Origin of the sequence: Virgibacillus halodenitrificans JCM 12304 (assembly GCF_001310895.1) — a bacterium.
Lineage (GTDB): Bacteria > Bacillota > Bacilli > Bacillales > Amphibacillaceae > Virgibacillus_Q > Virgibacillus_Q halodenitrificans.
In genome coordinates this window covers 25527-37827 of the sequence record NZ_BAZS01000019.1, presented here as the reverse complement: position 1 = coordinate 37827, position 12301 = coordinate 25527, and the positions used below count along the sequence as shown (strand labels likewise).

13 protein-coding genes are annotated in these 12301 nt (G+C 35.7%); 3 read left to right on the top strand and 10 right to left on the bottom strand.

Annotation, left to right across the window (positions count from 1 at the left end):
* Positions 1-11 precede the first annotated feature (11 nt).
* From JCM12304_RS11065 to JCM12304_RS11055, 3 genes are all read right to left on the bottom strand, one after another.
* On the bottom strand, positions 12-245 hold the full coding sequence (locus tag JCM12304_RS11065; protein WP_060680384.1) for a YlbE-like family protein: 234 nt from the start codon (positions 243-245) through the stop codon (positions 12-14).
* An 11-nt stretch (positions 246-256) separates the two neighbouring features.
* Positions 257-646, bottom strand: coding sequence for a YlbD family protein (locus tag JCM12304_RS11060; RefSeq protein WP_060680382.1), 390 nt, complete (start codon positions 644-646; stop codon positions 257-259).
* Positions 647-749: 103 nt separating this feature from the next.
* Complete coding sequence (locus JCM12304_RS11055) at positions 750-1820, bottom strand: CAP domain-containing protein (RefSeq protein ID WP_060680378.1); 1071 nt, start codon at positions 1818-1820, stop codon at positions 750-752.
* Between the two features lie 177 nt (positions 1821-1997).
* On the opposite strand from JCM12304_RS11055, the gene JCM12304_RS11050 reads away from it, so the two are divergent.
* Positions 1998-2363, top strand: a complete 366-nt coding sequence (locus JCM12304_RS11050; RefSeq protein ID WP_019378688.1) for a YugN family protein — start codon at positions 1998-2000, stop codon at positions 2361-2363.
* Between the two features lie 166 nt (positions 2364-2529).
* Complete coding sequence (gene ytvI, locus JCM12304_RS11045) at positions 2530-3588, top strand: sporulation integral membrane protein YtvI (RefSeq protein ID WP_019378689.1); 1059 nt, start codon at positions 2530-2532, stop codon at positions 3586-3588.
* Between the two features lie 180 nt (positions 3589-3768).
* On the opposite strand, the gene JCM12304_RS11040 is transcribed toward ytvI, so the two are convergent.
* The 7 genes from JCM12304_RS11040 to cyoE all read right to left on the bottom strand — a co-directional run bounded on the left by JCM12304_RS11040 (position 3769) and on the right by cyoE (position 10767).
* Positions 3769-4224, bottom strand: coding sequence for a DUF420 domain-containing protein (locus JCM12304_RS11040; protein WP_019378690.1), 456 nt, complete (start codon positions 4222-4224; stop codon positions 3769-3771).
* 79 nt (positions 4225-4303) lie between these two features.
* The gene (gene ctaG / locus JCM12304_RS11035) at positions 4304-5203 is read right to left on the bottom strand and encodes a cytochrome c oxidase assembly factor CtaG (protein WP_019378691.1); all 900 of its coding nucleotides are present in this window, start codon (positions 5201-5203) and stop codon (positions 4304-4306) included.
* Between the two features lie 691 nt (positions 5204-5894).
* A complete protein-coding gene (gene ctaF / locus JCM12304_RS11030; protein ID WP_019378693.1) occupies positions 5895-6218 on the bottom strand; it encodes a cytochrome c oxidase subunit IVB in 324 nt (107 codons plus the stop codon).
* Between the two features lie 3 nt (positions 6219-6221).
* Positions 6222-6845: a cytochrome (ubi)quinol oxidase subunit III gene (locus JCM12304_RS11025; protein WP_019378694.1), complete on the bottom strand. Its 624-nt coding sequence runs from the start codon at positions 6843-6845 to the stop codon at positions 6222-6224.
* Between the two features lies 1 nt (position 6846).
* Positions 6847-8700, bottom strand: coding sequence for a cytochrome c oxidase subunit I (ctaD, locus tag JCM12304_RS11020; protein ID WP_019378695.1), 1854 nt, complete (start codon positions 8698-8700; stop codon positions 6847-6849).
* Positions 8701-8744: 44 nt separating this feature from the next.
* Positions 8745-9794 carry a cytochrome c oxidase subunit II gene (gene coxB / locus JCM12304_RS11015; protein WP_019378696.1) on the bottom strand — a complete coding sequence of 350 codons (1050 nt, stop codon included), beginning with the start codon at positions 9792-9794 and terminating at the stop codon, positions 8745-8747.
* Positions 9795-9855: 61 nt separating this feature from the next.
* On the bottom strand, positions 9856-10767 hold the full coding sequence (gene cyoE / locus JCM12304_RS11010) for a heme o synthase (RefSeq protein ID WP_060680423.1): 912 nt from the start codon (positions 10765-10767) through the stop codon (positions 9856-9858).
* A 456-nt stretch (positions 10768-11223) separates the two neighbouring features.
* Between cyoE and JCM12304_RS11005 the strand changes: the two genes are divergently transcribed.
* Complete coding sequence (locus tag JCM12304_RS11005; RefSeq protein WP_019378698.1) at positions 11224-12162, top strand: COX15/CtaA family protein; 939 nt, start codon at positions 11224-11226, stop codon at positions 12160-12162.
* The last annotated feature ends 139 nt before the right edge of the window (positions 12163-12301 follow it).

Here is a 12301-nt window from a genome sequence, read left to right as displayed (position 1 = left end):
TCTGAAAATGTTTAATCCTTCATTGCTCCAGCAAATTGAATAAGCATCTCAAGCATTTGCACTTGATGATTTAATTTTTCAACCCGCTGAGGAAAAGTCTTTCCATAAAATCGTTTCGCTTCTTTATCTATATGAGTCAACATGGAAGGTTCTCTGGACAAATAGCGGTACCACATAGGATTAAGACGTACGAATCTTGCTAACTGTGGATTACTTTTTAGATACTCATAGCATTGTGGATGCATTGAATTTCCTCCTAGTCTCGATACCAATTAATAGGATTTTGGTTAGAAGTACCAGTGCTCTTCGTAGATTGGAACTGACTGATTATTTCCTGAACAGTCGTTATTGCATTGCTTAATTGATTGGCTTGTTTCTGTATTTTTTCTATATCCATATTTTCAGCCATTTTAAGAAATTGGTTGAATAACTCCTTGTTTTTTTTATCCCCATCTTCTTCTTCAGCCTCAGGCTTTTCTTCAATAAATTGATCCCAATAGGAATCTTCTTCTCCTAGCAATGCCCATTTTTCATAATACACTTGTAGTGACTTTCCACTTCGTCTAATTTCCTTTAATAACTTAGGATGCTTATTTATAAACCGTTTAAAATTAACAACTGATGGGTGCAAATCTGATTCATTCATCTTGCTCACCTCATATTAAATAGACATTTATACTATTTAATTTATGTTAAATTCTAAGAGATGTGCCTGACTTCCCACTCAGAATCCCAGACTAACAAAATACCTATAAAGGTTTAGCAAGGAAATTTTGTGTAAAATACAATCGATATACCCCTACTCCCAAATGGGTGTATTCTTCTTTTAGCAATGCTTGACGATGCCCTTCACTATTTAGCCATCCTTCTATAGCCGCTGGTGCATCCGGATATTGAGCAGCAATATTTTCACCAGCTGCAGTATAGAAGACCTCTTTTTCAGCTAAGCGCTCTTTTAATCCATTGCCATTTTGACTATAATGTGAAAAGTATTTATTTACTTCCATGTCTTTACTATGCTTTAACGCTACTTGACTAACTGATTCATCCCACTTCAGGACAGACTTGTTGTATTGATGGCGTAGAACATTTGTAATTTCGAAAATTTGCCTTTCCATACCTTCCTCTATTTTTAACCATTGTCTATTATTTAATATAGGGCGCTCAGGAATTTGGCCACGATATTCCAGTTCATAGGGACGGTGCAATAAGAGTATATCTGCAGTTAAAACTCTAATAGAGGATAACTTTTCCGTAAATGTGTCAAAATAAGCTTGCACAAATATATCATCGTCTACTTTTATTAATGGACGCATTTTAAGATCATCTTCATTTAATTTAAAAGTGTAGGATGCGAAATTTTCACTATAATTAACATGCTCTTCAAAAGGGTATTTCTTATTTATCTCATCATAGGTCTGATTAATGACAAAAGGCTTTGACCCCAATTCAGAACCAGTTGCATATATTGTTTTAACTTCTTCTCCCAAGACTCCAAATTGAATATATTGACTTGAATCATCGGTATAGACCCACCAAGTATAATCATATGCACTTGGATCTTTTCTCTTTGGCTCCCCAAACTGTTCTTGTAACTGATCAGTCCCTTTTCCCACCCATTGAAAAAGGTCCCCTTCCAACGGTATTTCTTTTTGCATATTTGGAGTTCCCTCTTTAGCTTTTAAAAGGGTAGATTTCTCTTTTGTAATCCTTACTGATTCAGTAATTAATTTTTCACCTGGAGCATCTTTTCCTTCCATTACATAAAATACAATAACTGCGAGAATGGTTAATATAACTGTAATTTGAATAAACCGCATAGAATGGTCCCCTTCTCTTCTTTTTTGTTATATATATGCACAATATACTATAAACATTCTCTTAACTCTATTATCTCTAAAGAAGATATAATCAAAAATCTTATGCGTTTTCAATTGCATGTTCACTTATTTCGTACTATTATAGTGTAGGAAGGACAATTATGTGAGGTGGATAAGATGAGATTAGAGAATACTGGTATTGAGGACGTTGTTATCGATTTAAAACCACTCGATCATTTAACAGGAAAACATGCTTTTATTCGAGCTGGGCAATGGGATTATGATCGCGTAACGTATGATTATAAAATAGAATCAAAAGAAAAAAACATTACATATTACATCCGAATTCAAGGCTACTCTATTGAAGGAGATGTAGATAGAGGCAATGCTGTAATTAAACTAATGCCTCCACTTTTAGGAAAACACTATTACCCGCATGGGGTTGAATATGGCGAGGAAGAAGGATTCCCTGCTAACCTTGTGGAACGAGCAAACAACATTATTACTAAAGTAAAAGATGAAATTCAACAATATAAAAAATAAATTCAAACTGACCAACTACTCAGATCAAATGTTAGTAGTTGGTTTTTTATTCAATTTAATATAATACAAAGAAATTTTCTGTTCAAATTGGAAATTTAATGCTATATTCTTTATAGAAATAGCTGCCATTATATTGGCTACATATGAAAGGAGACATTAATTAACGTTGATCCGCACACTTACAAAACGCCATTGGACACTAATATTTATAGCCGTACTGCTAGTACTTTTCATAATCTTTATTCTACCCGTCTCCATTCCTCTTATTGTTGCTTTTTTTACAGCACTATTGCTTAACCCTACAATTCGTTTGCTGCAAAGAAAAACGAAGATTAGCCGAAAAGCAGCGGTTTCTATAATATTTTTACTTTTTTTACTGCTGGTTGGAATCGCTGGAACCTTTATTGTTACAAAAGCTGTGACTCAAGTTGTAAATTTTGTAGAGGATGTACCTAGTCATTTTAATCAATTGAATGATATGTATGAAGAGTGGGAGAAAGATCTTCAACAATATACGAATAACCTTCCTCCAGAATTCGTAAAACAGATTTCTGATAGTATTGAGGAAAACTTAACAGCACTTAGCAATACAGCGAAAGAAAAAATAACATTAGATAACATTGCAGAGATTTTCAGTAAAGTACCCCAATATTTAATTAGTTTTATTGTTTATCTTATTGCTCTCTTTCTTTTCATGTTGGAATTGCCTTTACTTAAAGCAAAAATGTATAATTTGCTAACAAAAGAAACTGCTGAAAAAGTTTCTTTTATGAACAGACGTTTAGCTGATGTATTACTTGGATTTCTTAAAGCTCAATTTCTAGTAAGCCTTCTGATTCTAGCAGTATCATTAGTCGGATTATTTTTAATCACTCCAGAAGTTGCGATAATGATGTCGCTTATTATTTGGATCGTTGATTTAATACCCATTATCGGCTCTATCATTATACTGGGGCCATGGGCTTTATTTCTATTACTGGCAGGTGATACATCACTAGGTATTCAACTTGCTGTTCTTGCAATCATTTTACTTGCTGTTCGACGTATTGTTGAACCTAAAGTGATGGGGCAACATATTGGGCTATCTCCATTGGCCACATTGATCGCCATGTTTATTGGACTAAAATTATTAGGTTTACTAGGTTTTATATTAGGTCCATTATTATTTATAGCATTTAACTCCGCAAAAGAAGCAGGTATTATAAAATGGAATACAAAAATATAGGAGGAAGAGCAATATCGCTCTTCCTCCTTTTCATATAAAGACGGTTAATACAAAATGTAGGATGGTAGATTCCCTAACTTTATAAAGATGTTTGGAGAAATATTTGTAATACCTTTCAAGCACTCGGTAATAGAACTATACTCACTCTTATTCTTTGTTTATCAGCAGGGTTTGCTATTCCTATGTTCCCAATATCGCTTTTATCATACTTGTTGTTTCTCCGCCTTCAAAAATAATATAAAGTAATAAGTAGACCATTACTCCAGTTATTGCACTAAAAAGCCATATGATACTTGTTACAGGACCAATTTTTCTGTGCTTAGTAATCTTACGTTTAAAAGCTAACATTAGTGTAACGACGCCAAAAACTGCACCAATTGTTGCTAAAGTTATGTGAAATATAAGAAAAACAGTGTAGTAAATTTTATACTCATCAGGACCACCAAAACTTGTATTGCCGACAAATACTGTTCTTGAAACATATATAATAAAGAACAGTAATGCACTGATAGCAGCAGACACCATGACTTTTTTATGTGTTTTAGCATTTCCTTTACTAATTAATATCCATCCTATTACAACTAAAATTGCACTTAATGCGATAAAAAAGGTACTTATTGTGGGTAACAACGGCATGTCTTTCCTTCCTTTCATTCTTCGGTTATGTAGAAAACACCTTACCTCACAAAGGAAGCAAGGTGTTTAATCGATTGGGCTAACTATTCGTCTCTGCCGGAATAGGATCAACCTTAAGACTTTCTTGATTAAACCACGTAAAGAAAATACGAGCAAGTATATAGCCATATGTTATTTCTTGCATAATCTTCATAATAATTCCACCAAGTTGCTGATCTTCAAGAGTACTCATTGGTGAAAACATTTCCGGTCCAGAAATAGCATAAGATATCCCCTGCAATACATTTCCAGGCACACATAACGACATTGCCTGTATCCAAGCTCCATCTTGGCTGTAAGCAGCAAATAAAGCATGATCAGCGAATATGATTAATACACACGCAGGAGTGATCAATACTCCATTGGCAAAAATATAGCCAATTTTTAATAATGGTGACATTGTATCCCATTCTTTAATAGGAGATAAAATGGGCCACCAAACAATAAAGGCTGCAATGAGGATCACTAATGAGATCGAAGTATGTGCAATTTGTGACGATTTGGCAAAGTCAAAAACTGCTGGTACATGATATAACGAAAATAAGCTGTTAAATAATAATAAAGAAATAATCGGTTTCGTTAATACTTTTAATACTGGGTTTATAAGCGGAGCATATACCACTTTTTTCCATATCCAAACAGGTATTCCTTTAATAATTAAAATAGGAAAGATCAAATAATATATTGCCATTTGTGCCATATGTGCAGTAAGCATAATATGTGTTAAGAGATCAACTGGAGATCCTTTTACAATATAAAGCAATAATAGAGCAATATAAAAATAAACCTGTTGTTTATTAGATGGCTTTTCCACTATTCCCCACTTAGATCTAAAGGGGCCGGTAATTAAAAAATATGCCACTCCAAGACCGATAACAAATAGGAAGAAATAAGGACTCCATAAAGCACGGAAACCAAATATTTGTAATTCTAACCACATAGATAATCACTCCATTTAGGGTTTATCTCTATTATTATAACTTACATGATCATTGAATACACGTATAGAATGTGACGATTTTAAAACTTTCCTTAAATATAAAGGACTATAATAACTGACTGGAATAGGCAACCATATATTATTAAAATAAAGCGCAATAAAAATTGATTGGAGTGGAATGCGGCAATCTAAGAACGCCACGTCCTGGGACAGGGGCTGCTAACTCGTCCCAACGAAAACCCTTTGTGGCGACGATTGCATGATCAACGTCCTTGAAAAAGAAATCCGCTTTTTCTGCGTGCGATGTTTCTCTTAGAAGCTTTCCTTGTCCTGTTGGCCCGCGACTCCTGCCGAAATAGCATGAGGCGAAGACCCTGGGCGGAGCGTAGCGGAGGAAGCGGCTGAGGCCATGCCGAGCGGTAAAGAAGACACTGTGAGGTTACGAACAGATGTCACGCTTTTACCCGGAGGTTTGAAAGCGTCCGCATGCAATGGAAATCAATGGGGCTTACCTCTGCAACTATTTCAGTGAGCTTTTCAACAACACAGTTATTTCACATAATCTAAACACGAGTAGTTAGTTCGCATTTTATCTAAATTGCGATATTTTTATTTTTAACACTCCAACTTACTTCTAAAATATTTAAAAGACCAAAAGAAAAAGACCGGTATGTTTACCGGTCTCTTCTGTTTACCACCATGCAATTGTTAATAGTGTAGCAACAGTTAATACTGCCGCCCATACTCCACCATAAATCATCATAGATGGGAATTCGTGATCTTTATCTTTCATGTGCATGAAATAATAAAACTGAAATGCAACTTGAATAATTGCCAATAGTAGAATTACTGGGATAATAAACATTTTATCCATTGCTTTTGTAGCAACCAAGGTAAAGGCAATTATGGTAAATCCAATCATTAAAGCAAAGGAAATCAATTGCTTTTTCATTTCATCTTTATTTCTTTTCTTTTGAAACGAATTAACACTGTTGGTATTGGTGTTCTCTGACATAATTTAACCTACCTTTCCCATTAGATAAACTACTGTAAAGATAAATACCCATACAACATCAATAAAGTGCCAATAAAGACTGAATGTATAATATTTTGGAGCATTATATAAATTCAAGCCTCTTTTTGCATTTCTAACCATTAAAGCAATTAACCAACTAAGTCCAAATACAACGTGACCACCGTGGAAGCCAACTAATGTATAGAAGGCTGACCCAAACGCTGAAGAGCGGAATGTAAAACCGAATTCGTGAATATAATGAGCAAACTCATAAATTTCACAACCAAGGAAACCCATTCCTAGAAAAGCAGTAATAGCAAGCCATAATTGCATTTTCTTAAAGTCATTATTTTTCATATGATACATCGCATATACACTTGTTAATGAACTTGTTAATAACAGCATTGTCATAATAAATACAAGCTCTAATCCAAATAAATCAGTTGACGTAGGGCCACCCGCAGTGGAATTTCTTAATGCAAGGTAGGTCCCAAAAAAACTGGCAAACAAAACTGTCTCTCCGCCAAGGAAAAACCATAAACCAAAGAATTTATTCTTTCCTTCAAGGGTGGCTTTTTCTGGTTCTTGCGGCATTACTTCTGGACTTAAGGAATGATCGTGACTCATATTAGTCAGCCTCCCTTTCAAGATCTTCTTTCTTAATGTGATAGCCATGGTAGTCCTTCAAAGATCTGATTAACATACAAATCAATGCTGTACCAATACCAGCAAAAACTGCCAATAACCATGCACTGTGATCAACCTGGTAAATAAACCCAAAACCAGCTACAAAGAATCCTAATGACATGATGAAAGGAAGAATAGATCCATCAGGCATATGAATATCTCCAAGCGGTTCTGCAGGTGTCATTTTGCCTTTACCCTCTGTTTTCTCAATCCATAAAGGATCCAAACCACGAGTAAGTGGCGTTTGTTTAAAGTTATAGAATGGAGGTGGTGAAGGAATTGCCCATTCCAACGTACGACCATCCCATGGGTCAGCAGGAGCTTTTTCCCCTTTAACTGCAGTGTAAATAATGTTGATTAGAAGAATTATTACTGCAACCCCCATTAAAAATGCGCCAATTGTACTTATAAGGTTACCAGTATCTAGCCCTTGATCTTCAAGGAATACCCAGTAACGACGTGGCATACCCATTAATCCAAGGAAATGTTGGATAAAGAATGTCAAATTAAAACCTATTAAGAAAATCCAAAATGCAGCTTTACCCATACCTTCATGTAGAATGCGGCCAAACATTTTTGGATACCAGTAATGTATACCTGCCAGGATTCCAAATACAGAACCACCAACAATAACATAATGGAAGTGTGCAACAACAAAGTAGGTATCATGATACTGATAGTCAGCTACCGCAGAAGCTAGCATAACACCAGTCATACCACCAATTGTAAATGAAGGAATAAATCCTAGTGCCCAAAGCATTGCTGAGTTAATAGTAATGCTTCCTCCCCACATAGTTGCAAGCCAGTTAAATATCTTAATACCTGTTGGTACTGCAATAGCCATCGTTGCAATTGCAAAGATAGAGTTTGCGACCGGACCTAAACCAACCGTAAACATATGGTGAGCCCAAACCATAAATCCTAAGAAAGCGATTAAGATTGTGGCAAAAACCATCGCAGTGTAACCAAATAATCTTTTCTTTGAAAATGTAGAGAATATATCACTAAACAAACCGAAAGCAGGTAAGATCAATATATATACTTCCGGGTGGCCGAAGATCCAGAATAAATGCTGCCAGATTACGGTATTACCACCTAAAGCAACATCAAAGAAAGCTGAATCAAACATACGGTCAAACATAAGCAGGAATAATCCTACTGTTAGAGCCGGGAAAGCAAAAAGAATAAGAACACTAGTTACAAATGTAGTCCAAGTAAATAATGGCATACGCATATAAGTCATTCCAGGCGCACGCATGGTAACAATCGTTACTAAGAAGTTAATTCCACCCATTAATGTTCCCGCACCGGATATTTGCAGGCCAAGTGTGTAGAAATCTACTCCATGCCCAGGTGATTGAATGGATAGTGGCGCATAAGAAGTCCATCCTGCATCAGGAGCTCCACCTAAGAACCAACTACAGTTCAATAAAATTCCACCAAACATAAATAACCAAAAACCTAATGAATTTAAAAACGGGAATGCAACATCTCTAGCACCTATTTGCAAAGGCATGATGGCATTCATTAACCCTAAAAACAGCGGCATAGCTGCCAAGAAGATCATGGTTGTTCCATGCATTGTAATCATTTCATTATATAAACCAGCACTTAGAAAGTCATTTTCTGGTTTAATTAGTTGAATACGAATAAATAATGCTTCAATACCACCAAGCAGGAAGAAGAATCCGCCACCAAATAAATATAAATGCGCAATTTTTTTATGGTCGACTGTTGTTAAATAATCCCACAAGAAGGCTCCGAAGCCTCTTTTTTGAGTAGCTGCTATACTCAAGGTTCAAACCTCCCTTAATTTCTCTCTTAAGAATTTAAATATTACTATTTGCCTGCGCTTTCAGGAGTAATATCAGATGGTTTTAATTGCATCAGATAGGCTGAAATTTTCTTTGCTTCTTCTTCAGAAACAGCAGGATAATTACCTGTCATTTTATTTCCAGGCTTAATGGATTCAGGGTCCATTATCCATTTAACAAGATTTTCCTCGTTTGGCTCAAGGAAGCCAGCAATTTTAGATCGGTTTCCAAAGTCAGTAAGATTAGGTCCAACAGCTGCAGGTGAAGATCCTATAGCATGACAACCCATACAACTCTTTTCTTCAAATAAATCCTTACCTTCTTGCGCTACTGCGTCTTGTGGCTGTGCTTTCGGGTCGACATCTTGCATATCAGATACCCATTTGTCAAACTCTTCTGGGCTCACTGCAACTACTTTAAAGTCCATTAGTGAATGTGAAGGCCCACAAAGTTCAGCACATTTACCCCAATAAACACCTTCTTCTTTTGCCTCAATATACATTTTGTTTACGTTCTCAGGGTTAACATCCATTTTTCCTGATATACTTGGTATCCATAATGAATGGATTACATCAGAAGAAATCATATTCAGATAAACTTTTTCTCCTGTTGGAATGTACAAGTCTTGACTTGTTTGAATCTCTTCCCCTTTGTAATTGAAATGCCACCAATACTGGTTTCCAGTAACTTCAATATTTACTCCGTCACCGGACTTTGACATGTCTGCCAATTCAAATGTTGCCGCAACAGTTGGAACTGCAAGAATCAATACCAAAATAATTGGTATTACTGTCCAAATTGTCTCAAGTGTCTTATTACCTTCCACTTGTTTTGGTATGTAATTTTCCTGTCCTTTCTTTTTACGAAAGCGAACTAGGGCAATAACATATACCACAATTACAACCACAAACACAAACACCATGACAAGTGTTGATAGCAAAATCAAATTCATTGATGTTTCTGCTCCAGTCCCTTTTGGTACGAGAGCGGTTAAGTTTTCTTTACCGCAACCAGCCAAGACTATTGCTAAAAAACTTAATAGGAATAATGCTTTAGTTTTTCCCATCCCTTTCATGAATTCATACCTCTCTTTCTCCTTGTTGATTCCTTATTTATGTTAATTAATTAAGGACAATTTAGCTAAATGGTGTTTTAATTGTAACAACGACCATCATTAAAAATAATACAGTAAGATAGTTTAAAGAATAGATAAAAATTAGGTTTGCCCATTTCAGATCATTCTTCATAAAAAAACCACTTATTCCGATAAACAGCCAACCAACGTTAAGTAATGTAGCAATTACCATAAAGGTTGTACCTAGTGAAGCCAAGTAAAATGGTAGAGGTAGCAAACAGGCAATATAGATCACAATTTGTCGCTTTGTAATTTCAAATCCATGAACTACGGGGAGCATTGGAACACCTGCTGCTTTGTATTCCTTTGTCTTCTTCATCGCTAAAGCAAGGAAATGAGGCGTCTGCCAAATAAACATTATTAAAAATAACATTAATGGTACGATATGAAAATGAGGTTCAATTGCTGCCCAACCTATTAATGGAGGTGCCGCACCAGAAAAGCTGCCAATTGCAGTATTCAAGGTATACCTTCTTTTCGACCACATAGTATATAATACCACATAAACAAACCATCCCACAAAAGCAAATAGTGCTGCTTGTATTGTTGTCAATGATAGAAGAATTAAACCAAATAGTGTAGACAATAATCCAAGTAACAATGTCGTGTTTAATGATATGCTGCCAGTTACTGTTGGCCTATTCTTTGTCCTGGTCATTAAAGGGTCTATATCCACATCATACCAGTTATTCAGAATACCTCCACCGGCAATTACTAATGCACTTCCTGAAATGGTTAAAATAAATACGTCAAGATTAACCAAAAACGTGCCATTTGTGTAGTGAAGTGCTAACCAAAAACCTGCAATTACAGTAATTAAATTCGAGTTAACAATTCCTATTTTAATTAGCGCTTTAAAATCTTCTATAAAATGAGTGCTTTTCTTTTTGGAGAGTACAGTTGTACTAACCATTTGCGAAGAAGGTGTTTCTGCTTTGTTCAAAATTCTCCCCCCCTACAAACCCCTTCTATAGGCATGATAAGACCAAGCATACTGATGGAGTTACCATAATACTATTCCCCAAAAGTACCTTGGATATAAATTAATTATAATTGTATCATGGAATTGTATTACAATCTAATTAACTCACCTTGATTGCGAACGCGACGTAAGTATAGTTAATATTCAGATTTGGACATGGTAATACAAAGCATAACAAATATCCCCTACACTATTTCTAGCAAACAAATGACAACAATGCAAGGTTTTTTTAGTTTTACATAGTGAAAACAGTAGAAAAAGAGAAAGAGTATAACAATTGTGTGTCATTTATCATTTTCCAATCATATTTCATTGCATTGTGTATTGACTTAATATTATTATGAGATGTAGCTAATTTACTAATCAACATTGAAGTGAGGCTTTACTATGATAAAAACATTAAAGTGGTTATCTATTGTGTCGACTGTTGGTATGCTCTTTCTACTATTAGGCGGAGCTCTAGTAACTAAAACAGGGTCTGCCGACGGCTGTGGAGACAGTTGGCCACTGTGCGAAGGAGAGTTTCTCCCTTCCAACATAACACCAGAATTGGTGATTGAATTAAGTCATCGCCTAGTAACAGGCGTTGTTGGTTTCGCTGTAGTAGCGCTAACAATTATGGCATGGAAATATATAGGGCATATTCGTGAGGTTAAGTTTCTCACATCATTATCCGTTATCTTTTTGATAATTCAAGCATTAATCGGAGCTGCCGCCGTACTTTGGGGCCAATCAGATTTCGTACTGGCTGCACATTTCGGTATATCGTTGATTTCCTTTGCGGCAGTGTTTCTTGTCATGCTGCTCATTTTTGAGATCGACAGGAAGTTTGATGCCGCATCATTGGTTATTCAAAAGAAACACCGAGTGGAGATTTATGCTATTACCATCTACACCTATATTGTCGTATATACAGGTGCCCTTGTTCGCCACGCAGAGGCTAATTTAGTTTGTGCTGACTGGCCTTTTTGTACCAATACTTCACCTTTATCATTTCAAAGCTATAGTTTAGAACAGTGGATTCAAATGGGTCACCGTTTAGCCGCCGGCCTACTATTCATTTGGACTATAACTCTAGTTATAAGAATGGTAAAATATTATCGAACAAGCAGAATAATGTATTGGGGATGGTTAACATCATTAGCATTAATCACCCTACAAGTGTTTTTTGGCGCAATGATCATTTTCACCCTGTTAAATCTGGGAATAGCTCTAATGCATGCGTTAGTAATTTCCTGTTATTTTGGGATGTTAAGTTATTTTGTACTTTTATCTTCACGAAGTGCCAAATATGAAAAATCACTCCATGATGTCAACAGTAATTAAATTATAAAAAAGATGGCAATGTGTTTTAAACATATTGCCATCTTTTTTCTTACTTAAGTAGTATACAAAATACATGAGTTTCTAGTTTATCGTTCCCAGAAGAGGGAATGCCCAGATCTTTGCAAAGCATCCGTAACTA

Coding starts and splice junctions, on each gene's coding strand:
- ctaG (WP_019378691.1), bottom strand. CDS start 5,203: ATGTGGTTAGAATTACAAATATTTGGTTTCCGTGCTTTATGGAGTCCT.
- JCM12304_RS11040 (WP_019378690.1), bottom strand. CDS start 4,224: ATGCCGTTGTTACCCACAATAAGTACCTTTTTTATCGCATTAAGTGCA.
- ctaF (WP_019378693.1), bottom strand. CDS start 6,218: ATGTCAGAGAACACCAATACCAACAGTGTTAATTCGTTTCAAAAGAAA.
- JCM12304_RS11060 (WP_060680382.1), bottom strand. CDS start 646: ATGAATGAATCAGATTTGCACCCATCAGTTGTTAATTTTAAACGGTTT.
- JCM12304_RS11055 (WP_060680378.1), bottom strand. CDS start 1,820: ATGCGGTTTATTCAAATTACAGTTATATTAACCATTCTCGCAGTTATT.
- JCM12304_RS11065 (WP_060680384.1), bottom strand. CDS start 245: ATGCATCCACAATGCTATGAGTATCTAAAAAGTAATCCACAGTTAGCA.
- JCM12304_RS11050 (WP_019378688.1), top strand. CDS start 1,998: ATGAGATTAGAGAATACTGGTATTGAGGACGTTGTTATCGATTTAAAA.
- JCM12304_RS11025 (WP_019378694.1), bottom strand. CDS start 6,845: ATGAGTCACGATCATTCCTTAAGTCCAGAAGTAATGCCGCAAGAACCA.
- coxB (WP_019378696.1), bottom strand. CDS start 9,794: ATGAAAGGGATGGGAAAAACTAAAGCATTATTCCTATTAAGTTTTTTA.
- JCM12304_RS11005 (WP_019378698.1), top strand. CDS start 11,224: ATGATAAAAACATTAAAGTGGTTATCTATTGTGTCGACTGTTGGTATG.
- cyoE (WP_060680423.1), bottom strand. CDS start 10,767: ATGGTTAGTACAACTGTACTCTCCAAAAAGAAAAGCACTCATTTTATA.